We start from the raw sequence: 24,123 nt of genomic DNA, 5'->3' as shown, positions 1-24,123 counted from the left end.
TGAGGGAGTGAAGATCATGGCGTCGCCAAACCTTCGGGAGGGAAGCCTCGAAGCGCCCACCCGTCATCCGCTCGATTGGCAGAATTCCCACTTCTACGACGCGTCCGCGCTCTTCTCCGAACTGGAGCGGGTCTTCGACATCTGTCACGGCTGCCGTCGCTGCGTCAGTCTCTGTCAATCCTTTCCGACCCTGTTCGATCTGGTCGACGCGTCCGAGAGCATGGAGGTGGACGGTGTGGCCAAGGCCGACTACTGGAAGGTGGTCGATCACTGCTATCTCTGCGACCTCTGCTACATGACCAAATGTCCCTATGTTCCTCCGCACGAGTGGAATCTGGACTTCCCACATCTGATGCTCCGGGCCAAGGCGTTCAAGTTCAAGCGGGGCGACGTCCGGTTTCGCGACCGGGTGCTGACCAGCACCGACAGGGTTGGAGCCCTCGCCGGGATCCCCGTGGTGAGCGGGGTGGTCAATGCGGTCAACCGCAATCCGCTCGGTCGCCGAGCGCTGGAAGCGGTTCTAGGGGTCCACAAGGATGCGCGCGTGCCCGAATATCACAGCCAGCCGCTGCGCAGGCGCGAGAAGGGGCGGATCGGGCGCGAGGCGGTCGGCGAGCCGGCCGGCAGCACCAGCGGCAAGGTCGCGCTCTTCGCCACCTGTTACGGCAATTACAACGAGCCCGATCTCGACCAGGACCTGATCGCGGTCTTCGAGCACAACGGCATCCCGGTCACCCTGGCCGAGAAGGAGCGGTGCTGCGGCATGCCCAAGCTGGAGCTGGGCGACCTGGATGCGGTCGAGGCGGCCAAGGAGGCCAATATCCCGGTGCTCAAGCAGCTGGTCGATTCCGGCTGGGACATCGTCGCGGCCATCCCGTCCTGCGTGCTCATGTTCAAGCAGGAGCTGCCGCTCATGTTTCCCGATGATCCGGACGTGCGGCTGGTGAGGGAGCACATCTTCGACCCCTTCGAATATCTGATGATCCGCCATCGTCACGGCAAGCTGAAAACCGATTTCAGTCGGTCGCTCGGCCGCGTGGTCTATCAGGCATCCTGTCACCAGCGGGTCCAGAACATCGGTCCCAAGACGCGGGAGGTGCTGGCCCTGATCCCGGAGACCCAGGTCGAGGTCGTCGACCGCTGTTCGGGGCACGACGGCACCTATGCGGTGAAAACCGAATTCCATGACGCCTCGATGAAGATCGTCCGGCCCGTGGCCGGCCGGGTCGGGAAGGCGGCCCCGGATCATTTCGGCAGCGACTGTCCCATGGCCGGAGCCCATATCGCGCATGCGCTCGGGCAGGACGGGCGCCAGCAGCATCCCATCAGCCTGCTGCGACAGGCCTACGGTTTGTGACGCCAACCGGTCCGGGCCTCGGGGTCCGGTCCCAGGAATTCGGAGACGAGCATGCATCTGACACGAGACGATCTCTACAGCCTCGAGCAGTACGCCCAGCTGCGCGGCGATTTCCGCGCCAAGGTGATGGCCCACAAGAAGAACCGCCAGGTGCCGCTGGGAGCCCATGCGACCCTCTATTTCGAGGATCGGCTGACCATGCAGTATCAGATCCAGGAGATGTTGCGGGTGGAGCGCATCTTCGAGGCCGAGGGCATTCAGGACGAGCTGGATGCCTACAATCCCTTGATTCCGGACGGCAGCAACTGGAAGGCGACCTTCATGCTCGAATACGAGGATCCTGAGAAGCGACGGGCGGCCTTGGCAAGGCTGCTCGGTATCGAGGACAGGATCTGGGTCCAGGTGGACGGATCGGACAAGGTCTATGCGGTCGCCGATGAGGACCTGGAGCGGGAGGACGATTCCAGGACCTCCTCGGTGCACTTCCTGCGCTTCGAGCTGACTGCGCCGATGGTGGCGGCCGTCAAGGGTGGAGCCTCTGTCTCCGCGGGGGTCGAGCATCCAGGCTACGAGCGACACGTCGTTATGTCACCCCAGGTCCGGGATTCTCTGGCCGACGACCTCGTTTGATCCCGGATTGTCCAAGACGGTCTGGAAATCTGCGTTGTCCCGGCTGGATGTCGGATCCTGCATGACGTCCAGCCGGGCTGTCGAGCGCCTGCCGGCTCAGTATCGGTCCTGCTCCAGGACGGCGATCCGCTTTTCGAGCGGGGGATGGCTGCGGAAAAGCCCCATCAATCCCTCGCCGATCTTGCCCGAGATGCCGAATGCGGCGAATTCTCCGGCCGGCAGGTCCTGGGGCTCATGGACGCGCTGCAGCGCCCGCAAGGCGTTCGCCATCTGGCGTCGGCTGGTGAGGCTGGCGCCGCCGGCATCGGCTCGGTATTCGCGGAAGCGCGAGAACCACATGACGATCATGGTCGCCAGCACCGAGAGCATGATCTCGGCGATGATCGAGGTGACGAAGTATCCCACGCCGTAACCTTCCTCGTTCTTGAGGATGACCCGGTCGACGAAATGGCCGATGACGCGCGCCAGGAAGACCACGAAGGTATTCACCACGCCCTGGATCAATGCCAGCGTCACCATGTCGCCGTTGGCGACGTGGCTGATCTCGTGACCGATGACGGCCTCGACCTCGTCCGGGCTCATGTGCTGGAGCAGGCCGGTGCTGACCGCGACCAGTGCATCGTTGCGGTTCCAGCCGGTGGCGAACGCATTGGGCTCGGGCGAGTCGAAGACGCCGACCTCGGGCATGCGGATGCCTGCTTGCTTCGACTGGTTGGCGACCGTGCTCAGCAGCCAGTGCTCGAACTGGTTGCCGGGCTGCTCGATGATCTGCACACCCATGCCATGCTTGGCCATGGTCTTCGAGAGGAAGAGCGAGATCAGCGATCCGCTGAAGCCCACGATGGCGGCCATGATGAGGAGCGAGGTCATGTCGATCCCGCCGCTCTGCAGCAGCATGCCGTCCAGGCCCAGGAGCCGGAAAACGATGCTGATGACCACGAGGATCGCCGCATTCGTCAATATGAACAATAAGATACGCATCATGAATCGAAGTCTCCAGACAGGCCGAAAAATATGTATAATATACGTCCCTTGAGTGGGGCATGAGTCCTTTAGCTGATGCTGAAAACTGCATCCGATATATGGGACTCAAGCCGACGCGGCAAGTGGTGAAAAATAAAGTTTGACAAGCAGACGATTCACCATTAGTATTTCGCGTCTCAGAGCACTGGGGCCATAGCTCAGCTGGGAGAGCGCAACACTGGCAGTGTTGAGGTCGGCGGTTCGATCCCGCCTGGCTCCACCAAATTCTAGAAGCAATCCGATCAGGTAGGTCATGGATCGGGTTGATACGGGAACAAGTTCCTGTCCCCATCGTCTAGTGGCCTAGGACACCGCCCTTTCACGGCGGTAACCGGGGTTCGAACCCCCGTGGGGACGCCAACTAATAGAACGGGTCAGCCGAGAAATCGACTGGCCCGTTTTGTTTTGCGCGCGCAATGCTCGCAAGCATGGGTTCTTCTCCATGCGGGTTCATCTGTCCAGATTCTGAAGCGCCCTGGCCGCGGCGATGCACGCCTGTCCGAGTGAGAGCCCTCCATCGTTCGACGGAACCTGTCGCTGCATCAGGACTCGGATGCCGGCATCCGAGAGATCCTTGGAGACCGACTCCATGAGTATCCGGTTCTGGAAGACGCCGCCGGACAGGGCCATGGTGCCGATCTGGAGGTCGCCCGCGATCTCCAGCGCAAGTTTCACGATGGCAGTGGCGAATCCGCGATGAAAGCGGGACGAGATGCGACCGGTCTCTAGACCTGCGGCGAGGTCCCGGAACAGCGCCGGCCACATGGGGGCGGCGTTCAGCCGGATGCCGCTGGGGCTCTTGGTGGCTCGGAAGGGATAGCCGGGCTCGGAGTCGGTCGGGTATCCGGCGGCCAGCGATTCCAGTTCGATCGCGGCCTGGCCTTCGTAGAGGATGCGGTCGCCGCAGATGCCGAGCGCGGCCGCGACGGCGTCGAACAGACGTCCGGCCGCGCTCGAGCGCGGGGCGTTGATTCCGCGCTCGATCATCGTCCTCAGTACGTCGAGCGGGCGTGCGGCGAGCCTGTCGAGCGCGCTCAGGCCCTGATGGCGTCTTCTCATGGCCTCCAGACCGCCGGCCTTTTCCAGCTGGGCGAAAAGATTGCGCCAGGGTTCGAGGATCGCCTGGGTGCCTCCGGGCATCGCCACCGGTTCCAGGTGTCCGACCCTGCGGCAGTCGCGATAGTCGCCGACCAGAAACTCGCCGCCCCAGATGGTGTCGTCGTCACCGTATCCCAGTCCGTCGAGGATGATGCCGAGGACCGGCGAGCCCTTTAGCGGCCAGCCGTTGTCGGCGAGCGTGGAGGCGAGGTGGGCGTGGTGGTGCTGGATGTCGACCATGGGGATTTCCCAGCGGGAGGCACGGTCACGGCCGATGAGGGTCGAACGATAGTCCGGATGCCGATCGACGGCCAGGATCCTGGGCCGGTGCTGGAAGAGGTCGAGATAGAGATCCAGGGTCCTCTCGTACTCGCGCGCGGTGCGGGCGTCCTCGAGATCGCCCAGGTGCTGAGAGGGAATCGCTTCGCCCCGGCGCAGCAGACAGAAGCTGCTCTTCAGCTCTCCACCCAGGGCCAGAACGGCGGGGGCGGAGTCGAAGCCCGGCGGCAGGACGATGGGCGAGGGCGCATAGCCGCGCGCGCGGCGGATCAGGCGCGGCGCTCCGGCCATGACGCGGACCACCGAGTCGTCGACCCGGTTGAGGATGTCCCGGTCGTGCAGGAGCCCGAAGTCGGCCAATGGGCCGAGTCGCGCGACGGCGTCCCGGTTGTCGATGCATTGGGGCTCCTCGCTCAGATTGCCGCTGGTCATGACCAGGGGGCGGTCCCAGTCGTCGAGCAGCAGATGGTGGAGCGGGCTGTAGGGCAGCATGAAGCCCAGGCTGGTCTGGCCGGGGGCGATGTCAGCGGCGAGTGCAGGCCCGTTCGCGGAATCCGGGTCGTGCCTGTCCAGCAGCAGGATCGGGGCCGCCGGTGCCGTCAGGATCCGCGCCGCCTCCGGATCGATCGCGCAGTAGCGTGCGATCACGTCGAGGTCCCGGGCCATGAGGGCGAACGGCTTGGCGTAGCGGCGCTTGCGCCGGCGCAGCTCGGCGACCGCCTCGGCGTTGGTTGCGTCGCAGGCGAGATGGAAGCCGCCGATCCCCTTGATCGCCAGGATGCGTCCCTCGCGCAGCAGTCGGCTCGCGGCAGAGATGGCGTCGAGGTCTCCCGTCTCCCGGGTATCGAGCTCAAGGCCGTCGGCGTCGACCAGCCAGAGTCGCGGACCGCAGTCCGGACAGGCGTTCGGCTGGGCGTGGAAGCGGCGGTCCGCCGGGTCGCCGTATTCGGCGCGGCAGGCCGGGCACATGGGGAAGACCGACATGCTGGTGCGCGAGCGATCGTAGGGGATGCCGCGCACGATGGTGAGTCGGGGGCCGCAATGGGTGCAGTTGGTGAAAGGGTAGCGGTGGCGCCGGTCGGCCGGGTCGCGGATCTCGCGGGCGCAGTCCGGGCAGGTCGCCGCGTCGGCGACGATGCCGGTGCGCGCCTGGGTGAGCTCGCTGTCGCGGATGCGGAAGCCGCCGCTCGGGGCCGGCTCGGTCAGCGGGCGGCGCTCGATGGCGTCGATCCGCGCCAGCGGCGGACACTCGGCGCTCAGGCGTTCGCAGAAACGGTCGATCGCGTTCGGATCCGAGTCCGATGCGGGACGAGCCCGGATCAGCACCCCCTCGCCGTCGTTGCAGACGTCGCCGACCAGATGGCATTCCTGTGCCAGCCGCCACACGGTCGGTCTGAATCCGACGCCCTGAACCAGTCCACGCACCCGTATCCGCTCGCCTTGCATGCTGTCGTATCCCCGCGGCTTGAAATTCACCGCCGATTCTGTCTATCTGAGGGCTGATTTCGCACCATCACCAGAAGGAATCCCATGAATTACTGCAGCGACTGTGGCGCGCCTGTGACCCTGCTGGTGCCGGAGGGCGACAACCGCGAGCGCCATGTCTGCGACCGGTGCGGCACCATCCACTATCAGAATCCGAAGATGGTGGTGGGCTGCATCCCCGAGTGGGAGGGCAAGGTGCTCCTCTGCCGGCGCGCCATTCAGCCCCGGCTCGGGCTCTGGACCTTGCCGGCCGGATTCATGGAGCGTGGCGAGACGACCCGCGACGGTGCCGTGCGCGAGACGCTCGAAGAGGCCAATGCGCGGGTCCGGGTCGGGCCGCTCTATTGTCTGTTCAATCTGCCACACATCGATCAGGTCTACATGCTCTTTCGCGCGCGGCTGCTCGATCTCGACTTCCATCCGGGGGAGGAGAGCCTCGAGGTGCGGCTCTTCGCCGAGCACGAGATCCCCTGGGACGCGCTGGCCTTCCAGCCCATTCGCGAGACCCTGAGGCTCTTCTTCCGCGATCGCGCCGCCGGGATCCGCGAGATGCGCAGCGGCGATATCGTCCGCGACTGGAGCGGCGAGCCGAGCCTGCACATCACCATCCACGAGGATCCCGGATCCGGCGAGGACCAGGCGTGAGCCGGCCGGGCATCCTGATCGTCGACGACGAGCCGCTGTCGCTCGAGACCCTGGTCCGGATCCTCGACGAGGAGTTCGAGGTCCGAACCGCCACCCATCCGGCCGATGCCGAGCGCATCCTGGAGGAGGAATGGATCCAGGTGGTGATCTCGGATCAGCGCATGCCCGAGATGAGCGGCGTCGAATTCCTGGCCCGGGTACGCGAGCGCTGGCCCGATCTGGCGCGGATCATCATCTCGGGCTACACGGATGCCGAGGACATCATCGATGGCATCAATCGGGGCGGAATCCATCAGTACATCACCAAACCCTGGCATCCGGACAATCTGCTGCTGATCGTGCGCAACGCCTGCCGCCTGGTGCAGCTGCAGCGCGAGAACGCCCTGCTGGCGCTCGAGATGAAGATGACCGCCCAGGCGCTCGAGCAGCGGATCGCCCAGCAGCGCGAGCGGCTCAAGCGCAACTTCCGTCTCGACGGCATCGTTCGCAGCCCGGACAGTCCCATCAATGGGGTCTGCGATCAGATCGCCCGGATCGCGCCCTACGACATCCCGGTCCTGCTGACCGGCGAGTCGGGGACCGGCAAGGAGCTCTTCGCGCGGGCGCTGCACTACAACAGCCCCCGCGCCGACAAGCCGTTCGTGGCCGAGAACACGGGCGCCATGCCGGACCAGCTGCTCGAGAGCGAGCTCTTCGGTCACGAGAAGGGCGCCTTCACCGGCGCCGTCAGCCCCAGGGTCGGCCTGTTCGAGCAGGCCGACGGCGGGACCATCTTTCTCGACGAGATCGGCGAGGTCTCGACCGCCTTCCAGGTCAAGCTGCTGCGGGTGCTGCAGGAGCAGGAGGTGCGTCCGCTCGGCGCCAACCGGCGCCGCAAGGTGAACGTGCGCGTCGTCGCCGCGACCAACCGCGATCTGGAGCGGGAGATTCGTGCCGGTCGTTTTCGCGAGGATCTCTACTATCGGCTGGCCGGGGTTCGGATCCATCTGCCGCCGCTGCGCGAGCGATCCATGGATATCGTCCCCATCGCTCGACATATCCTGGATGCGGCGCAGCGCGATTTCGTCAAGCCGGTCGAAGGCTTCACCCAGGAGGCGCTGGACTGCATGCGCCGCTACGCCTGGCCGGGCAACGTGCGTGAGCTGCAGAACGAGATCCAGCGGGTGCTGGTGCTGGCGCCCGGCCCCATGCTGGGGGCCGATCTGCTGGATCCGCGCATCCTGCGTGCCGGGCCTCATGTTGGGACCGGGCTCACCGCCGTGCCGGGGGTGGGCGAGCGGGCCGTTTCGCTCAAGGAGCGTGTCGAGGCGCTGGAGTCGAGCGTCCTGCGCGAGACCCTCATCCGTCACCGCTGGAACAAGACCCAGGCCGCCGATGAACTCGGACTCTCGCGGGTCGGGCTGCGCGCCAAGCTGGAGCGCTACGGCCTGCTCTCATCCGGCGACGAGGGCTCGGCGGAGGGGGGCGGCTGACCCCGTCTCCCTCCTTGTCGGCGACCCTCCCGGCCCTAATCTCCTGCCCATGGTTGGGCGATCCGTCCGTCCGGCCGAGGTCCCGAATCCTAGAGACTGGAGGAAACGATGCAGATCGAAACAGCGACGCTCGGCGGCGGTTGCTTCTGGTGCCTGGACGCCGTCTTTCGCGAGCTGAAGGGTGTCCAGTCCGTGATCTCGGGCTATGCGGGCGGGGCGCGCGCCGATCCCACCTATCAGCAGGTCTGCACCGGTGCCACGGGTCACGCCGAGGTGGTGCGGATCGAGTTCGATGCCGAGCAGATCGACTACGCGACCCTGCTGCAGGTCTTCTTCGGGATGCACGATCCGACCACGGTCGATCGCCAGGGCGCCGACGTCGGCAGTCAATACCGCTCGGTGATCTTCCATCACTCGGACGCCCAGCGGGTCACCGCCGAGCGGACGATCCAGGAGCTGGACGCGGCCGGTGTCTGGTCGAGCCCGATCGTGACCCGGATCGAGCCTGCGCCCGCCTTCTATCCGGCCGAGGACTACCATCAGGACTATTATCGGCGCAATCCGGGGCAGGGCTATTGCCGGATGGTGATCTCGCCCAAGGCGGCGAAGCTGCGCGAGCGGCATGCCGCCTTGCTGCGAAATTGAGGTCGGATCAGGCGCTCATTGGCCGTCTGCTTCCTTCCGCTGTCCGGGCGCAACCGGCGTTTCCTCGTCGAGGGTCTGAGCTGCGTCGCCCGGGGCCGTGACCTCGCCGGCCGCCAGTACTGGGGCGGCATCGATACGATCGGCGTCCATCAGCGACGCGATGCGCTGCAGTGACGCGACCAGCAGCGTCTGTTCCCAATCCTCCAGCTCCGCGAAGCGCCGCGAGAAATCCTCCTGCAGCAAGGGCGGACCACGCTCGATCGTGAGGCTGGCCTCCTCCGTCGGCGTGACCAGCACGCGGCGTCTGTCGATCGGGCTGCGCTCGCGAACCACCAGTCCGCGGCTCTCGAGTCGGGTGAGGATATCGGTCACGGTCGCCTGACTGAGGTTGATCCGCTGGGCGATGTGTCCGACCGAGACGGGTCCGGAGGCGACCAGTTCCTTGAGGATCAGGGCCTGAGGCGCAGTGAGTCCGTGGCTGCGAACGAGCCGACGCGAATGCAGGTCGACGGCCCGGATGACACGTCGAAGGGCGATCAGAACCTCGTCGCAGCGGTGTTGTTTGTGACGATTTATTTTCGGTTGTAAGTATTCGTTCACGATCGATTTCGTTATGAGTTCGGTGATAGATTAGATTTATGGCCATATTGGCCAATAATGACGCCTTTTTGGCGATCTTCACGGGGAGCGCCTTCATGCTTCTGGCGTTGAAATAGTTCGTGCACGATGTATTATGGATGGGCCTCGGTGCTGAACGCACCAAACCTCGAACAACGGCGACCGCGAAGGTTGCCGTCCTTCGCCGGCTCCGAGCATGCCTGGATTCCTGGGGAAATCATCCCCTGTCCGGCTTGATGGACCGGTATTTTCAGAGCGTGGCCTCGATGCCACCTCGCACCCTTGCCGGGAACCGCTAACACACGGCTCACCTGCGGCCGCGCCAGTGTCCCTGATTCTTCGGAATTTGCGTTGGCCGCGCCTGGCTTGCAACAGGAGAAGAACCGAATGCACGAGCAGTCCATACAAGGGCATGACAGGAACCCCCGCATGGCGGATCCGCTCGCGGCCCGCGACACCGAGAATTATCAGCAGGAATACGTGCAGGAGTTCGTCGACAAATGGGATGAACTCATCGACTGGGACGGACGCGCCATGGCCGAGGGCAGCTTCTTTATCGAGAAGCTGCGCGAGCTCGGTGCCAAAAAGATTCTGGACGTGGCCACGGGCACCGGATTCCATTCCGTCCAGTTACTGGAGGCCGGCTTCGAGGTCACCAGCGCCGACGGCAACCCGGTGATGCTGGCCAAGGCGTTCGAGAACGCACGCCGCCGGGGACATATTCTCCGTACCGTTCACGCCGACTGGCGCTGGCTCAATCGCAGCGTACATGACCTCTACGACGCCGTGATCTGTCTCGGCAACTCCTTCACCCATCTGCACGACGACAACGATCGTCGCAAGGCGCTCGCCGAATTCTACGCCACGCTGCGTCACGACGGCGTTCTGATCCTCGACCAACGCAACTACGACGCACTGCTCGATCACCAGATTCAGCCGACGCACAACTACTACTACTGTGGCGAGAACGTGCGGGCCGAGCCCGAGCACGTGGATGAGGGTCTGGCCCGCTTCTGCTACAGCTTCCCGGATGGCTCGACCTTCCACCTCAACATGTTCCCGCTGCGCAAGCATTACGTGAACCAGCTCATGCGCGAGGTCGGTTTCCAGCGTGTCGAGACCTACGGTGACTTCAAGGAAACCTACCGCGATACCGAACCCGATTTTCTGATCAATGTAGCCGAGAAGGCCTACCAGGGAGACGAGTGATGAGTGCCGACTATGCGGCTGCCGTCAGCACAGCGCGCGATTATTACAACAGCGACGACGCGGATAATTTCTATTTTCATATCTGGGGTGGCCAGGATATCCACATCGGGCTCTACCAGTCCCCCGATGAGCCGATCGCCGATGCCTCGCGGCGCACCGTCGAGTTCATGGCCGAGCGTGTGGGCGCGCGCATCTCGACCCAAGGCGCGAGCATGATCGATCTGGGGTCTGGTTTCGGCGGTGCGGTGCGTTTTTTCGCCGGCCGCTTCGGATGCCGGGTCATGGCCCTCAACCTCAGCGAGACCGAGAATGCGCGCCATCGGCAGATGAACGGCGAGGCCGGTCTCGGCGATCTCATCGAGGTCGTCGACGGCAGCTTCGAGAACATCCCGGCCGAGCACGGGCGCTTCGATCTGGCCTGGTCGCAGGACGCCATCCTCCACTCGGGACGCCGCGATCAGGTCCTGGCCGAGGTCGATCGCGTTCTGAAACCGGGTGGCGAATTCATCTTCACCGACCCCATGCAGGCTGACGATTGTCCCGAGGGCGTACTGGCCCCGGTACTCGACCGCATCCATCTGCAGAGCCTGGGGTCGTTCGCCTTTTATCGCGAGCAGGCGCGACGCCTCGGCTGGGAAGAGGTCGGCGTGATCGAGATGACGGAGCAATTGGTGACCCATTACCAGCGGGTGGCGGATGAACTCCAGGCCAAGCGTGCGAGCCTCGCCGGTCTGGTCTCCGACGGCTATATCGATCGCATGCTGACGGGGCTCGGCAATTGGGTCGAGGGGGGACGCCGCGGCTGGCTCGCCTGGGGCGTCATGCATTTCCGCAAGCCGATCTGATATTCCGCCGGAGCCTGACGGCCGAAGGCTCTGTTCGTTCGATCCGGATGGGGCTCGCCTTCCGGATCGGTTCAACGCGTTCCGCCTCAGTCCCAGTTCAGCGCGCCGCCGGTCTGATATTCGGTGACCCGGGTCTCAAAGAAATTCTTCTCCTTCTTGAGATCCAGTACCTCGGACATCCAGGGGAAGGGGTTGGTCGCGCCCGGATATTGCTCCGGCAATCCGATCTGGGCGCAGCGCCGATTGGCGATGAAGTGCAGATAGTCGGCGAACATGGGTGCATTGAGTCCGAGCACGCCGCGCGGCATGGTGTCGTGCGCGTATTGGGCTTCCAGATCGACGGCCTCGCGGATCATGCCCACCAGTTCCTGCTTGAAATCGGGCGTCCAGAGGTGCGGATTCTCGATCTTGATCTGGTTGATGACGTCGATGCCGAAGTTCATGTGCATCGACTCGTCGCGCAGGATGTACTGGAACTGCTCGGCCGTGCCGGTCATCTTGTTGCGCCGGCCCATGCTGAGGATCTGCACGAAACCGACATAGAAGAAGATGCCCTCGAAGATAACGTAGAAGGCGACCAGTTCGCGCAGTAGCCGCTGATCGTTATCCCGGGCTCCGGTATGGAAGTGCGGGTCCGCGAGGTGGCGGGTGAAGGGCAGGGCCCATTCCGCCTTGCGCGCGACGGACGGGACCTCGCGGTACATGTTGAAGATCTCGCCCTCGTCCAGGCCGAGGCTTTCGACGACGTACTGATAGGCGTGCGTATGCAGCGCCTCCTCGAACGCCTGACGCAGCAGATACTGGCGGCATTCGGGATTGGTGATGTGGCGATAGACGGCCAGCACCAGGTTGTTGGCCACCAGGGAGTCGGCGGTCGAGAAGAAGCCGAGGTTGCGCTTGATGATGGTGCGCTCGTCCTCGGTCAGGCCGTCGGGATTCCTCCAGAGCGCGATGTCCGCGTTCATGTTGATCTCCTGCGGCATCCAGTGATTGGCGCAGGCGTCCAGATATTTCTGCCAGGCCCAGTCGTACTTGAAGGGGACCAGCTGGTTGAGGTCGGCGCGGCAGTTGATGATCCGCTTGTCGTCTACGCGCACGCGCTCGGCGCCCATCTTCAGGGATTCGAGCCCAGTCATGCCGCCCGAGGCATGGCTTGCGCCGACGTCGGATGCCACCGGTTCCGCCGTGGAACGCTCTCTCGGCACCAGCGTGTCTTCGAAGGCCAGCTCCGGTTCGCAGGATCCGGTGGCGAGGAAAGGATCGGGTGCGACGACCGGGGCCGCTCCGGCCGTGGCCATCAGGGTCTGGTTGGCGACCAGTCCTCGGCCTGGGCGGATCTGGCTTCCGGCCTCCTGCGGGCGCGGTGCCGTTGCCGCGGCGAGGCCGGTCGAGCGGGACGATGCATTTTCGAACGGCTCGCCCGAAACCGGCTTGGATGCAGTGTGTTTGGCGGCGGCGAGTGGGTCGTCCCAGTTCAACATGGCGATCTGTCCTCGGCTAGGTCGGTGAGTCGAGTCGCGCGCTGTGGGGGCCGATGGCCGGCGGCTCGGGAAGATGATCCCACGTTAAAGGGAATGAGCCGAGATGTCTAGTGCGGATACTATATATTGTGCTTGAGGTTTTGCGGATTGCTTTATATGGTGTCAGGCGCGTCCTGCGGTCTCGCCTTCATCCATCCAGAATCGGCTCCGCTCGTAGGCATTCTGCGCAGGTTGTGCGATTGGGCTGTCGGCATGGATGGCGACGGGTCGGGCGATGTAGGGTCGTGGCAGATAGCCGGCGATCAGTCGGTAGAGTTCCGTGGCGGCCGATTTGGCATGGTCGAACGTCAGCCGGTCGAAACAGATCAGGGTCGGTTTGACCCGAAGATAGGATTCGGGTTGGGCGAAGCGTTCGAAAATGGCTCGAACATCGCGCTCGAGCGCCTGGAAGTCGCCTCTCAATCGCGCGTCGCAACAAGGGGGTAGGGTCACATAGTCCCAAAGGACGTCGGCCGAGGTCTCGCCGCTGCGAACGACGACATAAGGCGTCTGCGTTTCGCGACAGGTGTGGTACCAGTCTGTGTCGGTGAAATCGTCTTTGGCGTCGACCAGGTCGAAAGGGGCATCTGACATGGTACTTCTCTCCTTGATCCGGTTGGATTGAGCGTCGTTGTCGAAAGACCCGATGCTGTTTCTCGGAGAACGGGTCGGCGCAGCCGCAGCCGAGTCGCGGCATGAATCAGCCTCTGATGTCATAGGAACGCATGGGCGGGTGCCTTTCCCTTGCGGGGCATGGCTCGCCGTCTCGGCCGCTTGCCTGGATGGCATCCAGCCGATGGATCGGCCGCGATGAGCTGATTCGCTACATGGTGTTTTGCTAATGGTGAAGGATCGACCCATTCGTGCGGAAAGTCGATTCTGGTTCTCCCCAGGTTGACGACTTTTTTCTCGCTTTACGTCGATTCAATGCGCGCTGGGGAGCTTGAGACCCACCTTGATGACACGATCCTGCTCGACCTCGCGGACCACCAGTTCGAGCCGGCCGATCTGGAGTCGGTCGCCGACCACCGGGTGGGCCGACAGATGGCGCCTGATCAGGGTGTCGAGCGTGCTCTCCGGGCTCTCGTGCTCGACCTTCACGCCATAGGCTGCGCAGAGATCGCACAGACGTGCCTCGCCGTTGAGCACGAATTCGCCGAAGAAGGCCAGATCGGTCAAATGGGTCGATTCGCTGGGCGGCACGAAGAGGCGGTCCAGCTCGGTGAGATCCTGGGGGTCGGCCATGAGATAGAGATAGTCGCCCGGCAGCGGGTCCAGCGGGTCGAGGGATTCGAGCAGATGGTGATCGCGCAGCAGCGCGACGATGCGGGTGCGCTTGGGCAGATGGAGCTCGGGGCGCTTCTCGACCAGGATGGGCGCATTGTCGGTGAGCCGATAGCCGACCAGCTCCAGTTCCTGCAGGCCCGGGATGTCGAGCTCGACCCGCTGCACCACGTGGGTCGTGGGCGGCACCTCGAGCTTCAGTCGCCGCGCCAGACCGGCGACGGTCCAGCCCTGGATCACGAGCGAGACCAGCACCACGAAGAAGACGACGTTGAAATACATCTGGGCATGCGGCAGCCCGGCCAGCAGGGGGAAGAGCGCCAGGATGATGGGCACCGCTCCGCGCAGACCGACCCAGCCGATGAAGACCTGCTCGCGCCAGGGAAAGCGAAAGGGCAGGAGACAGACGAGGACCGCGAGCGGTCGGGCCAGGAAGATGAGCACCCCGGCGAACAGCAGCGACTGGGTGGCGACCGGCAGCAGCTCCGAGGGCGTGACCAACAGACCCAGCATGAGGAACATGGCGATCTGGGCCAGGCGCGCGATGCCGTCGTGGAAGCGCTTGATCTCGAGCCGGTGCTGCAGGGGACGGTTGCCGATCACCAGTCCGGCGAGGTAGATGGCGAGGAAGCCGCTGCCCCCGGCGGCCGTGGTCGCGGCGAAGAGGCTGAGTCCGCCGGCCATGGCGGCGAGCGGATAGAGTCCGGGCGACATCGCCAGGCGGTTGGTCAGCCAGACCAGCGCGAAGCCGCCGGCGAGTCCGATACATGCGCCGAGCCCCATCTGGCGCAGGAACTCGGTCAGCATGACCAGGCCGGGATTCTGGTCGTCGCTGAGCAGGATCTCGATCAGCGCGATCGTCAGGAAGACCGCCATGGGGTCGTTGCTGCCCGACTCGATCTCGAGCGTGGCCCCGATGCGCTGCTTCAGTTCCAGTCCTTGCGAGCGCAGCACCGAGAAGACGGCCGCCGCGTCGGTGGATCCGACGATCGCGCCCAGCAGCAGCCCCTCGAAGGGCGGTAGATCGAGGATCCAGGCGGCGGCCAGGCCGGTGACCACGGAGGTGATGAGCACCCCGATCGTCGCCAGCCCCAGTGCCGGTTTGAGTCCGACGCGGAAGTTCTTGTAGGGCGTCGCCAGGCCGCCGTCGAAGAGGATGACGGCCAGGGCCAGGGTGCCGAACAGATGCGAGAGCTGAACGTCGTCGAAGGCGATTCCGCCCGGTCCGTCTTCTCCCAGCAGCATCCCCATGACCAGGAAGACCAGGAGCAGGGGCGCCCCGAGCCGGCTGGTGAGGACGGAGGTCATCACGCTGACGAAGAGCGCGACCGATGCGATCAGGATGATCTGGTTGGTGAGCTCCATAACTCGACTGGAGAGATAGGCGGCTTGCGGCAGAAGGTATGCCCCGGAGTTCGTGTCGAGCCCGGGGCGTTTCGGTTAGGACCAGGTTCCAGGTTGCGACCGAGTGACGGACGTTCTCGCGGGGCTTGGTCCTTGGGGCGCCTCGACGCTAGTAGCGGTCGTCGTAGTCGTGCGGGTGATGACGATAGTTGGGATCGCGATATCGCTGGTCGTATTCCTTCTGCTTCTGGTTCTGGTCGTACATATAACCGCCGAGCGCACCGGCACCGGCACCGATCAGCGCACCCTTGCCGGCATCGCCGCTCAGCGAACCGACGGCCGCTCCGGTGGCGGCACCCAAGGCGGCGCCGCTGCCGGTCCGTGAGCCCGTGGTGGTCCCGCACGCCACCAGGGCTAGAGAGGAGGCGAGCGTGAGTGACAGCGCGATTGTCTTCATGGTCTTGGTCTCCTGACGTGTTCGGTGGCCCGGCTTGGAGCCGGATCTACCCAATATGGAGCCTTTGATCGGCGTTGGCAATGACCCCCGCTGGGGCGCCAGCTCGAGCCGATCCCCTTGCCAAGCGAATTGCGGTCTGTCCCAGGAGCGCCCTCTCGCATTGGCCTGCCCCGTTTGACCTCGATCAAGGAGCCGGATTCCCTGGCTGACCAGACTTGGCCCCGAGCGCGGCCCCGCGACCGGTCGAAGATCGAACCGCACGAGCGGGTGCCGCCTGGTCTGCCATCCATCATCCTTCGTCCGAGGTCCCCATGTTCTGCAATCAGTGCGAGCAAACCTTCCGCCAGTCGGCCTGCGTCAATTCCCCCGGTGTCTGCGGCAAGGACGCCGACGTCCAGTCGCTCCAGGAAACCCTGCTCTACGGTCTCAAGGGCATGGCCGCCTATGCCCATCACGCGCGCCGTCTCGGCAAGTACGACGAAGGGGTTTCGGCCTTCATCGAGGAGGCCCTGTTCGCGACCATGACCAACGTGAATTTCGACCTCGACAGCCTGCTCGAACTCTGTCTCAAATGCGGCGAGATGAACCTGAGGGTCATGGAACTGCTCGACGAAGGGCATGTCGAGACCTTCGGTAAGCCGTCTCCGACCCAGGTGAAGGAGGGCACCCAGGCCGGTCCGGGCATCCTCGTGACGGGGCACGACCTCCTGGATCTCTGGAATCTGCTCCGGCAGGTGGAGGGGACGGACATCCAGGTCTACACCCACGGCGAGATGCTGCCGGCCCACATGTATCCCAGGCTGCGCGAGCATCCCAACCTGGCTGGTCACTACGGTGGTGCCTGGCAGGAGCAGAAGAAGGAGTTTGCCGCTTTTCCGGGGCCGGTGGTCGCCACTACCAACTGCGTGCTGATCCCGCCCGAGAGCTACAAGGGACGTCTCTTCACCATGCGCGCCACGGCCGTTCCGGGCGGGCCGCGTCTGGACGAGAACTTCTCCGCGGTGATCGAGGAGGCGCGCCGCTGCGAGCCCTGCGCGGAGCGGATCAGCGGCGAGTCGACCATCGGTTTCCACCGCAGCGTGCTGCTGGATCATGCCCAGACCATCGTCGACGCGGTCAAGGCCGGCCAGATCAGCCGCTTCTTCGTCATCGGCGGCTGCGACGGCGCCGAGAAAGGACGCAACTATTTCAGCGACTATGCCCAAAGCACGCCGAAGGATTCATTCATCCTCACCCTGGGCTGCGGCAAGTTTCGTATCCGCGACTACGACTACGGCGAGCATCTCGGCTTCCCGCGTCTGATGGACATGGGACAGTGCAACGACGCCTACGGCGCCATCTCGGTCGCCGTCGCCCTGGCCAAGGCCTTCGACTGCGGCGTCAACGATCTGCCCCTGACCCTGGTGATCAGCTGGTTCGAGCAGAAGGCCGTCGCCGTCTTCCTGACCCTCTTGAGCCTGGGCGTCAAGGGCATCACCCTCGGACCCAATCCGCCCGCCTTCGTCACGCCCAACATTTTCGCCATCCTGCAGGAGCGCTACGACCTCAAGCTGACCGGCGATGATCCGCAGGCGGACCTGCGCTGCGTCGTCGGCGCCTGAGGCTGGAGGCTGGAGGCTGGAGGCTGGAGGCTGGAGGCTGGAGGCTGGAGGCTGGAGGCTGGAGGCTGGAGGCTGGAGGCTGGAGGCTGGAGGCAACCCTTTGGTCAGGCGTTCGCCTCGTCGAACAGATCCGGAATGGGCGTGGCTTCCCGACCCTTTGGGTCGGGCAACCCGAAATGTCGGTAGGCCGACTGGGTCGCCATGCGTCCGCGCGGGGTGCGCATCAGGAAGCCCTGCTGGATGAGGAAGGGCTCCAGCACGTCCTCGATGGTCCCGCGTTCCTCACCGATCGCCGCAGCCAGGCTCTCCACGCCCACCGGGCCGCCGTCGAACTTCTCGATCACCGCCTCCAGCAGACGCCGGTCCATGTGGTCGAACCCCTGATTGTCGACCTTGAGCATGCTCAGCGCCTGATCCGCCACCTGGACGCTGATGCGCCCGTCGGCCCGGACCTGGGCGAAATCCCGCACCCGGCGCAGCAGCCGGTTGGCGATACGGGGCGTGCCGCGCGAGCGCCGGGCGATCTCGGCGGCACCTTCGGGGTCGGTCTCGATTCCGAGGATCTGGGCCGAGCGTCGCACGATGTGGGTGAGATCCTCGGCCGAATAGTATTCCAGCCGCTGGACGATGCCGAAGCGGTCGCGCAGCGGCGAGGTCAGGAGTCCGGCGCGGGTGGTAGCGCCCACCAGGGTGAACTGAGGCAGGTCGAGCTTGATCGAGCGCGCGGCCGGACCCTCGCCGATCATGATGTCGAGCTGATAGTCCTCCATCGCCGGATAGAGAACCTCTTCGACCACCGGGCTGAGACGGTGGATTTCGTCGACGAAGAGCACATCGCCCGGATCCAGATTGGTCAGCAGCGCGGCCAGGTCACCCGGCTTCTCCAGCACGGGTCCCGAGGTCTGGCGCAGATTGACCTGCATCTCGTGGGCGATGATGTGCGAGAGGGTCGTCTTGCCGAGCCCGGGCGGTCCAAAGATGAGGACATGATCGAGCGCCTCGCTGCGCGCCCGGGCGGCGCCGATGAAGATCTCCATCTGCTCGCGCACCGCTGGCTGACCCACATAGTCGGCCAGTTGGCGCGGGCGGATCGCGCGATCCATTGCCTTGTCGTCCGAGGCCGATTCGGGACTGATCAGACGTTCGGGCGTACTCATCGGACGATGGCTCGCCGAAATGAACGGATACTGAGATGCATGGGATAAACCCTAGTCTTTCTTTGCGTCCTTCGCGCCTTTGCGGTCCAACTCGAAGGACAGTAATCAATGGTGTGCGTGATGCGCCCTCGGGGTCGGCAGCTCGCGATATTCGGAGCAGCGGCGCGGAGTCGGAATGCCCTTGCCCGGATTCAGCAGAGCGTCCGGATCGAACGCCTCCTTCACCGCATGGAACTGGCGCAGCTCCTCGGGGCTGAACTGGACGCACATCTGGTTGATCTTTTCGATCCCGACCCCGTGCTCGCCGGTGATGGTACCACCGACCTCGACGCAGAGCTCCAGGATGCGCCCGCCCAGCTCCTCGGTGCGCTCCAGCTCGCCGGGTTTGTTGGCGTCGAAGAGGATCAATGGGTGCATGTTGCCGTCGCCGGCATGGAAGACGTTCGCCACCCTGAGCCCATATTGGCGCGACAGCTCGGCCGTGCGGCGCAGCACCTCGGGCAGTGCACGACGTGGAATGGTGCCGTCCATGCAGTAATAGTCCGGCGAGATGCGGCCCACCGCCGGAAAGGCCGACTTGCGCCCCTGCCAGAAGCGCAGCCGCTCGGCATCGTCCTGCGAGGTGCGGACCTCGGTCGCGCCGCTTTCCAGCAGCAGGTCTCGGACCTGCATCACCTGTTCGGATACCTCCTGATTGATGCCGTCGAGCTCGCAGATCAGCAGTGCCGCAGCCTCTGTCGGATAGCCCGCGTGGACGAAATCCTCCGCGGCCTGGATCGCGGGGCCGTCCATCATCTCCAGTCCGGCCGGGATGATGCCGGCGGCGATGATGTCTCCGACCGCCTGGCCGGCCTTCTCGACGTCGTCGTAGGCGGCGAGCAGGGCCTGGGCGCGCTCGGGGACCGGAAGCAGCTTCACCCGCGCCTCGACGGTCACGCCGAGCATCCCTTCGGAGCCGATATAGAGCGCCAGCAGGTCGTATCCGGGCGAGTCCGGCGCCGCCGAGCCCAGCTCGATCAGCTCACCCTCCATGGTCACGAAGGTGACGGACAGCAGGTTATGGACCGTGAGGCCGTACTTGAGACAATGCACCCCGCCCGAATTCTCGGCGATGTTGCCCCCGATGGTGCAGGCGATCTGACTCGAGGGATCCGGGGCGTAATAGAGCCCGTGCGGCCTGGCCGCCTCCGAGATCGCCAGGTTGCGCACGCCCGGCTGAACCCGCGCAGTCCTGGCGACCGGATCCAGATCCAGGATGCGGTTGAAGCGGGCGAGGCTCAGCAGCAGCCCGTCGCCGCGCGGCAGAGCGCCGCCCGAAAGGCCGGTTCCCGCGCCGCGGGCCACCATGGGCACCTGGCGCTCGCTGCACAGCCGCAGGATGCGCTGCACCTCCTCGACCGTGCGCGGAAGCACCACCAGCAACGGCAGTTGGCGATAGGCGGACAGACCGTCGCATTCGTAAGGGCGGACCTCCTCCTGCCGCTCCAACACCGCATCGGCCGGCAGGAAGGCCCGCAGGGCCGCGACGAGATCGGCGCGCGCCGACACGATCCGAGGATCGTCGAACGCGATTCGCTCAGGCTGGATGAGGCTCATGTGCGTGGCATCTCCAGTGGCATGGATGTGTCCCCAATGCCGGCAGCATGGTTCCGGATCCGGGAACGACGGGACCGATTCCGCCCGCCGCCGGTCTTCGGCGACATTGAGGTGGGAATCGACTTCACTGTATAATTGCCACCCCGCCGCATCCGTTCAAGGCTGCAGCGTCCTCCCGTCTCCCCTGCGCTGGCGTAGCTCAGTTGGTAGAGCAACTGATTTGTAATCAGTAGGTCGTCGGTTCGAATCCGTCCGCCAGCTCCATATTTTCAATGGCTTACAATATTTTTCGACGGCTCTAGTGGGTCTTTTGACTGCCTTCGTTGCCGTCTGGTTGCCGTTCGTCGCCGGTTGCCTTCGATATTGCCACAACATAACCGCTACTCGGGCCGGGATTCCTTCCGCCCCAATCCCGACTATCCTTGCTCCCATCTCCCGCCTACCCGTAGAGGTTGCCATGCGCGCCAGCCGGTCAGGAGAGCGTCGTCAAGATAAGCGGATTGCTGTGGAATGCCTGGTCCAGATCCAGCCGCTTGATGAGCGGAGTTGTCAGCATTGCTAGCTTTTTGAAGATGCATCGCAACCTTAAAGGCTACCTTGTGTTAGCCTGCGCGGCTCAACAAGTCTGCCTGCTAGACTGAAAATGAAGGCTGATCACCAACTCGACAGCCAGCCTTGACTTCTGGGGATAGATTATGGCGACTTTCAAAGATGTTGCGAGATATATCACGGAGCAACATGGCCAGTTAACCGCGATGAAGCTCCAGAAATTGCTGTATTACGCTCAAGCGTGGAACTTGGTTTGGGAAGAGGAGCCTCTCTTCGAAGATGACTTCCAGGCGTGGGCCAACGGCCCGGTTTTGCCTTCGTTGTATGCGATGCATCGTGGAATGTTCAAGGTCGACGCTTCACTTTTTACCGACGGGTGCGTGGATGCACTAACGGATGTGCAGCGTGAAAATATAGACCGGGTCTTAAGCTTCTACGGCAAGCAGACAGCTCAATGGCTAAGCGATCTTACTCATCAGGAAGATCCTTGGTGCAACGCGCGAGGCGATCTGATGCCTGGTGAGGCTTCGGCAGCCGTGATACCTAAAGCAGCGCTTCATGAGTATTATTCTTCGCTCTAACCTTTTGAGATGGGAAGCAAGAGCGAGGCAAGAAAGATCCGCAAAGCTCAGAAGGTTCAGCGGTTCAATGAGAGGAAAGAAAAATCCCTTGAGACTGCCATTGCAGATCGAATGCCGAGGGTCAGGGATGAACCGAAGGAGGATGGTGGCCCAAGGGTAAGCGGCGCTTTAGCGAATAGAATTGAGTCGTTTCAAAAGCAGCCCAGAGCACAGAAGGGCGGAAGCCGCTTCAGCTGTAAAGTTACCTGGTGCGACAGCCGAGCAGACCTCGATGGCGCCTGGACTTGGGGGGAACCTCGGCTCTGGACTACGGCCGAGTGGAGCGACGAAATTGAGCCAGCTTTTCATCATTTCCAGTGCCTTACGTGGGGGGAAGTGGACAAGATGGCTTCTGGCTCAGGGCATAAAATGCACCATGAGCACGAAATAGATGACTTAATCAAGGAAGCCAAGGATCGTTGGCTGAGCCTTGGACTTGAGCAGTACGATACTGTGTTCAGATTTCGTTTGGATGGACGAAAGAGAGTTTGGGGGTTAATTGTGCAAGCACATTTCCATATAGTGTGGTGGGACCGGAAGCATAAAATCTATCCCGTCGACTAGGTATCGGCTGCCGGTCATGAGTCCTCAATTACTCGATCATCATAGATCTACAGACACAAAAAACCCGCCGCAAGGGCGGGTCTCTGTGTTGCTGGTCCGACCGATCAGGTCAGAGTGATCTCGGCTCGTGTGTCCTCAGTTCGGCCGACTTGCTCGACAGCAATATCAGCAAGAATTGACGCAGCAGTTGAGAGCCAGGTCAGATGATTGTGCTGTGCGGCGAGCCCGTCGGATGGGGTATTGGTCAGCCTATCGTCTAACTCCCGGACAACGGCAGCAAGTGCTTGGGTAGCGTGGCAGTGTTGGTCCATCATGCGGCCTGCTCCTGACCAATGGCCTGATCGGAGATCTTGGCGAGCTGGGCTCTGACGGCATTGGAAGCCCACTGCTGAGGGTCTACGTCTCCGGCTGCCTGACGAAGCCTATCCATCTCTGCTTTGGTGAGCTGAACGTCCAGCTCCTCGATACTGGCAGACTCGGCAATCTCGTTCTCAGCATCGAACAAGACCTGATCGGCTATCTCGACGATGTTGGCGCGAATCCTTCGGGCGCGCTCTAGTCTCTCCTCGGGCGTTGGTTCAGGCTCGTTCTGTTTGGCCTGCTCTTCCTGCTTCACCTCTTTCATCATCGCCGAGTGGGCGCGTTCGATCATGCTGGCGACGATGGTCTCAGACGTGCCGCTCTCGCGCTGCATGAGCTGGCTTATCTGTGCCCATGAGTCGTCGCTGAGCTTGATCGAGGTCTCTTCGAGTTCGTCTGTCTCTGCTAGTGCTCTCTCTGCCAGAAGGTAGGCGCCTGTAGCAATCTGCGCCAGATGATCGCGCTCTTCGAAGAACATCCGTTCATCTGTGGGAGAAAGAGCACCGACGTAATCGGAAAGCTCACGAGTCAGAGCAACGAGGGCGTATGCGTTCAGGTTCATGGATCGATCCTCTTGGATGTAGAGTTGGATCGACCGCGAGGGGCGGGCAAAGGCGAAATATGCGGACGCACCCCGAGCAGGGTGCAGTGTTGATAAGCGCATCAACCCTTGCGGGCTGCAACGCTGCTATCATGTTTTCGCCGGTGCGGAGCCGTTGGCGCGGTCTCTGCTTTGCCCTCGGGGTGGTGGTACACCTCGGGGGACGGCCCCATCCTAAGCCCGTTTCGACGGCGATTTCAAGCGTTTCGTGTTCGCGCCAACGTCGCGCGCCACTGCCCGACCAGCTTGGCCATGTTCGAAATGTCGGGGGCCTTACCATGCGCCGCTAGGATTGCCGCACGGACCTCGGATGTCGGCTTGCCCTCGTCCGCCAGTTCAACCGCCAACCGCTTGATGTCTGAGGGGTAGCCACGCGGGGTAATATCGTTACTAACGCGAGTAGTTCCTCTCGCTTCAAATCTGGCGATCTGCTCGCGATAGGCGGATTCATTGCCCTTGAGCCGCTGAATCTCCGATTCCAACCGTGCGCGTTCCTGTGCGCTGGCGCGTGCGCTCTCCTCATGCTTCTGGATTTCGGCTCGAAGCTGCTTGATCTCGTCTTGCAGGGTCTCAACCCCAGCGTTCCGCATTTGGTTCTGGAGCCTCAGCAGCTCCCGGCGCTGCGAGTCGAATGCCTGCTCAAGGTCGCGCAGTTGGCGCGCCAATTCGCTATCGTTAGTAACGGGATTATCCGCCTTCGCCTTTAGGCGCTCGATGTATCGTCGTTGGCGCTCAGCGTTGGTCATAGCGTTGCCGCTGGGCTTGGGGCCGGGTCGCTTGGTGGTCGGTGGTGTCTTGGGCATCGGTGAAACTCCGTTACTGACGATATTCTCACTATAGCGTCACTAACGGAGTTGGCAAGCCTATGGGTTGTCTTGAGAGCACGCACCACAGCAGGGAGCGGCCCCGCTCATTCCGTGACTCGCTACCTCCCCCTTTCGACTCGCGCCCGAGCTGCCGCGATGAACGGATCACGGGCCTCAGATGATGGCAGCAGCGTCCGACCACGAGCCGCGATCAGGCTTTCCGCCAATGAGGACATCTTCGCCTTGGGCCTGGCCTGCCTCTCCAATTGTATCCGTTCGGTTCCCCCCTGCTCTCACGCCGCAGCAGGTGGCGGCAGAACGGGAGCCGGTCGCCCCTGACGACGCTCGCGCATAACCT

The 24,123-nt window shown here is 63.5% G+C and carries 21 protein-coding genes and 3 tRNA genes; 12 read left to right on the top strand and 12 right to left on the bottom strand.

Annotated features, from left to right (window positions below; all coding sequences use genetic code 11):
• The first annotated feature begins 16 nt into the window (after positions 1-16).
• Positions 17-1,357 (top strand): heterodisulfide reductase-related iron-sulfur binding cluster, encoded by a 1,341-nt coding sequence (locus D779_RS15490; RefSeq protein ID WP_043755826.1) that lies wholly within the window; start codon positions 17-19, stop codon positions 1,355-1,357.
• A gap of 51 nt (positions 1,358-1,408) precedes the next feature.
• Positions 1,409-1,987 carry a DUF3501 family protein gene (locus tag D779_RS15485; protein WP_043755779.1) on the top strand — a complete coding sequence of 193 codons (579 nt, stop codon included), beginning with the start codon at positions 1,409-1,411 and terminating at the stop codon, positions 1,985-1,987.
• A gap of 96 nt (positions 1,988-2,083) precedes the next feature.
• Here D779_RS15485 and htpX read toward each other — a convergent pair whose 3' ends face one another.
• Positions 2,084-2,971, bottom strand: a complete 888-nt coding sequence (htpX, locus tag D779_RS15480; RefSeq protein ID WP_198295734.1) for a protease HtpX — start codon at positions 2,969-2,971, stop codon at positions 2,084-2,086.
• A 186-nt stretch (positions 2,972-3,157) separates the two neighbouring features.
• On the opposite strand from htpX, the gene D779_RS15475 reads away from it, so the two are divergent.
• Both D779_RS15475 and D779_RS15470 read left to right on the top strand, forming a co-directional pair.
• Positions 3,158-3,233, top strand: a tRNA-Ala gene (locus D779_RS15475).
• Between the two features lie 61 nt (positions 3,234-3,294).
• Positions 3,295-3,370: transfer RNA gene (locus D779_RS15470), tRNA-Glu, on the top strand.
• 90 nt (positions 3,371-3,460) lie between these two features.
• Here the strand turns inward: D779_RS15470 and hypF are convergent.
• The gene (gene hypF, locus D779_RS15465) at positions 3,461-5,833 is read right to left on the bottom strand and encodes a carbamoyltransferase HypF (protein ID WP_043755822.1); all 2,373 of its coding nucleotides are present in this window, start codon (positions 5,831-5,833) and stop codon (positions 3,461-3,463) included.
• Positions 5,834-5,917: 84 nt separating this feature from the next.
• Between hypF and D779_RS15460 the strand changes: the two genes are divergently transcribed.
• The 3 genes from D779_RS15460 (at position 5,918) to msrA (ending at position 8,634) form a co-directional block, all read left to right on the top strand.
• Positions 5,918-6,517: an NUDIX hydrolase gene (locus D779_RS15460; protein WP_043755778.1), complete on the top strand. Its 600-nt coding sequence runs from the start codon at positions 5,918-5,920 to the stop codon at positions 6,515-6,517.
• A complete protein-coding gene (locus D779_RS15455; RefSeq protein ID WP_043755777.1) occupies positions 6,514-7,989 on the top strand; it encodes a sigma-54-dependent transcriptional regulator in 1,476 nt (491 codons plus the stop codon). The genes D779_RS15460 and D779_RS15455 overlap by 4 nt, the downstream gene beginning before the upstream one ends.
• A 108-nt stretch (positions 7,990-8,097) precedes the next feature.
• On the top strand, positions 8,098-8,634 hold the full coding sequence (msrA, locus tag D779_RS15450) for a peptide-methionine (S)-S-oxide reductase MsrA (RefSeq protein ID WP_043755775.1): 537 nt from the start codon (positions 8,098-8,100) through the stop codon (positions 8,632-8,634).
• 15 nt (positions 8,635-8,649) lie between these two features.
• Here msrA and D779_RS15445 read toward each other — a convergent pair whose 3' ends face one another.
• Positions 8,650-9,234: a MarR family winged helix-turn-helix transcriptional regulator gene (locus D779_RS15445; RefSeq protein WP_232424211.1), complete on the bottom strand. Its 585-nt coding sequence runs from the start codon at positions 9,232-9,234 to the stop codon at positions 8,650-8,652.
• A gap of 405 nt (positions 9,235-9,639) precedes the next feature.
• On the opposite strand from D779_RS15445, the gene D779_RS15440 reads away from it, so the two are divergent.
• On the top strand, positions 9,640-10,461 hold the full coding sequence (locus D779_RS15440; RefSeq protein ID WP_081763552.1) for a glycine/sarcosine N-methyltransferase: 822 nt from the start codon (positions 9,640-9,642) through the stop codon (positions 10,459-10,461).
• Positions 10,461-11,306 (top strand): SAM-dependent methyltransferase, encoded by an 846-nt coding sequence (locus D779_RS15435; protein ID WP_043755772.1) that lies wholly within the window; start codon positions 10,461-10,463, stop codon positions 11,304-11,306. Before D779_RS15440 ends, D779_RS15435 begins: the two co-directional genes overlap by 1 nt.
• 86 nt (positions 11,307-11,392) lie before the next feature.
• Here the strand turns inward: D779_RS15435 and D779_RS15430 are convergent, their stop codons facing one another.
• From D779_RS15430 to D779_RS15415, 4 genes are all read right to left on the bottom strand, one after another.
• Positions 11,393-12,787: a ribonucleotide-diphosphate reductase subunit beta gene (locus D779_RS15430; RefSeq protein WP_043755770.1), complete on the bottom strand. Its 1,395-nt coding sequence runs from the start codon at positions 12,785-12,787 to the stop codon at positions 11,393-11,395.
• 162 nt (positions 12,788-12,949) lie between these two features.
• Entirely contained in the window at positions 12,950-13,420 is a 471-nt protein-coding gene (locus D779_RS15425; protein WP_043755768.1) for a hypothetical protein, read from the bottom strand.
• A 330-nt stretch (positions 13,421-13,750) separates the two neighbouring features.
• Positions 13,751-15,475: a potassium/proton antiporter gene (locus D779_RS15420; protein WP_043755766.1), complete on the bottom strand. Its 1,725-nt coding sequence runs from the start codon at positions 15,473-15,475 to the stop codon at positions 13,751-13,753.
• Between the two features lie 148 nt (positions 15,476-15,623).
• Complete coding sequence (locus D779_RS15415; protein ID WP_052348180.1) at positions 15,624-15,911, bottom strand: YMGG-like glycine zipper-containing protein; 288 nt, start codon at positions 15,909-15,911, stop codon at positions 15,624-15,626.
• Between the two features lie 311 nt (positions 15,912-16,222).
• Here D779_RS15415 and hcp point away from each other — a divergent pair, with 311 nt between their 5' ends.
• A complete protein-coding gene (hcp, locus tag D779_RS15410) occupies positions 16,223-17,512 on the top strand; it encodes a hydroxylamine reductase (RefSeq protein WP_043755765.1) in 1,290 nt (429 codons plus the stop codon).
• A gap of 104 nt (positions 17,513-17,616) precedes the next feature.
• Here the strand turns inward: hcp and ruvB are convergent, their stop codons facing one another.
• Both ruvB and D779_RS15400 read right to left on the bottom strand, forming a co-directional pair.
• A complete protein-coding gene (gene ruvB / locus D779_RS15405; RefSeq protein ID WP_043755762.1) occupies positions 17,617-18,669 on the bottom strand; it encodes a Holliday junction branch migration DNA helicase RuvB in 1,053 nt (350 codons plus the stop codon).
• A gap of 105 nt (positions 18,670-18,774) precedes the next feature.
• Positions 18,775-20,265, bottom strand: coding sequence for an FAD-linked oxidase C-terminal domain-containing protein (locus D779_RS15400; RefSeq protein WP_043755760.1), 1,491 nt, complete (start codon positions 20,263-20,265; stop codon positions 18,775-18,777).
• A gap of 188 nt (positions 20,266-20,453) precedes the next feature.
• On the opposite strand from D779_RS15400, the gene D779_RS15395 reads away from it, so the two are divergent.
• Positions 20,454-20,529: transfer RNA gene (locus D779_RS15395), tRNA-Thr, on the top strand.
• A gap of 431 nt (positions 20,530-20,960) precedes the next feature.
• Positions 20,961-21,395: a Panacea domain-containing protein gene (locus D779_RS15390; RefSeq protein WP_043755757.1), complete on the top strand. Its 435-nt coding sequence runs from the start codon at positions 20,961-20,963 to the stop codon at positions 21,393-21,395.
• Positions 21,396-22,102: 707 nt separating this feature from the next.
• On the opposite strand, the gene D779_RS22340 is transcribed toward D779_RS15390, so the two are convergent.
• The 3 genes from D779_RS22340 to D779_RS15380 all read right to left on the bottom strand — a co-directional run bounded on the left by D779_RS22340 (position 22,103) and on the right by D779_RS15380 (position 23,762).
• Positions 22,103-22,312, bottom strand: a complete 210-nt coding sequence (locus tag D779_RS22340) for a hypothetical protein (protein WP_157726426.1) — start codon at positions 22,310-22,312, stop codon at positions 22,103-22,105.
• Positions 22,309-22,920 carry a hypothetical protein gene (locus D779_RS15385; protein ID WP_043755756.1) on the bottom strand — a complete coding sequence of 204 codons (612 nt, stop codon included), beginning with the start codon at positions 22,918-22,920 and terminating at the stop codon, positions 22,309-22,311. The genes D779_RS22340 and D779_RS15385 overlap by 4 nt, the downstream gene beginning before the upstream one ends.
• Positions 22,921-23,156: 236 nt before the next feature.
• Positions 23,157-23,762 carry a hypothetical protein gene (locus D779_RS15380; RefSeq protein WP_043755755.1) on the bottom strand — a complete coding sequence of 202 codons (606 nt, stop codon included), beginning with the start codon at positions 23,760-23,762 and terminating at the stop codon, positions 23,157-23,159.
• Positions 23,763-24,123: the final 361 nt, after the last annotated feature.

The organism is Imhoffiella purpurea (assembly GCF_000585215.1).
Classification (GTDB): Bacteria; Pseudomonadota; Gammaproteobacteria; order Chromatiales; family Chromatiaceae; genus Imhoffiella; species Imhoffiella purpurea.
The sequence above is the reverse complement of the archived record's forward strand: the minus strand, read 5'-3'. Positions and strand labels throughout refer to the sequence as shown.

Bases quoted from the DNA above. Each gene is read 5' to 3' on its own strand.
- D779_RS15490 (WP_043755826.1), top strand. From the start codon at position 17: ATGGCGTCGCCAAACCTTCGGGAGGGAAGCCTCGAAGCGCCCACCCGT.
- D779_RS15485 (WP_043755779.1), top strand. From the start codon at position 1,409: ATGCATCTGACACGAGACGATCTCTACAGCCTCGAGCAGTACGCCCAG.
- htpX (WP_198295734.1), bottom strand. From the start codon at position 2,971: ATGATGCGTATCTTATTGTTCATATTGACGAATGCGGCGATCCTCGTG.
- hypF (WP_043755822.1), bottom strand. From the start codon at position 5,833: ATGCAAGGCGAGCGGATACGGGTGCGTGGACTGGTTCAGGGCGTCGGA.
- D779_RS15460 (WP_043755778.1), top strand. From the start codon at position 5,918: ATGAATTACTGCAGCGACTGTGGCGCGCCTGTGACCCTGCTGGTGCCG.
- msrA (WP_043755775.1), top strand. From the start codon at position 8,098: ATGCAGATCGAAACAGCGACGCTCGGCGGCGGTTGCTTCTGGTGCCTG.
- D779_RS15440 (WP_081763552.1), top strand. From the start codon at position 9,640: ATGCACGAGCAGTCCATACAAGGGCATGACAGGAACCCCCGCATGGCG.
- D779_RS15435 (WP_043755772.1), top strand. From the start codon at position 10,461: ATGAGTGCCGACTATGCGGCTGCCGTCAGCACAGCGCGCGATTATTAC.
- D779_RS15430 (WP_043755770.1), bottom strand. From the start codon at position 12,787: ATGTTGAACTGGGACGACCCACTCGCCGCCGCCAAACACACTGCATCC.
- D779_RS15425 (WP_043755768.1), bottom strand. From the start codon at position 13,420: ATGTCAGATGCCCCTTTCGACCTGGTCGACGCCAAAGACGATTTCACC.
- D779_RS15420 (WP_043755766.1), bottom strand. From the start codon at position 15,475: ATGGAGCTCACCAACCAGATCATCCTGATCGCATCGGTCGCGCTCTTC.
- D779_RS15415 (WP_052348180.1), bottom strand. From the start codon at position 15,911: ATGAAGACAATCGCGCTGTCACTCACGCTCGCCTCCTCTCTAGCCCTG.
- hcp (WP_043755765.1), top strand. From the start codon at position 16,223: ATGTTCTGCAATCAGTGCGAGCAAACCTTCCGCCAGTCGGCCTGCGTC.
- ruvB (WP_043755762.1), bottom strand. From the start codon at position 18,669: ATGAGTACGCCCGAACGTCTGATCAGTCCCGAATCGGCCTCGGACGAC.
- D779_RS15400 (WP_043755760.1), bottom strand. From the start codon at position 20,265: ATGAGCCTCATCCAGCCTGAGCGAATCGCGTTCGACGATCCTCGGATC.
- D779_RS15390 (WP_043755757.1), top strand. From the start codon at position 20,961: ATGGCGACTTTCAAAGATGTTGCGAGATATATCACGGAGCAACATGGC.
- D779_RS22340 (WP_157726426.1), bottom strand. From the start codon at position 22,312: ATGATGGACCAACACTGCCACGCTACCCAAGCACTTGCTGCCGTTGTC.
- D779_RS15385 (WP_043755756.1), bottom strand. From the start codon at position 22,920: ATGAACCTGAACGCATACGCCCTCGTTGCTCTGACTCGTGAGCTTTCC.
- D779_RS15380 (WP_043755755.1), bottom strand. From the start codon at position 23,762: ATGCCCAAGACACCACCGACCACCAAGCGACCCGGCCCCAAGCCCAGC.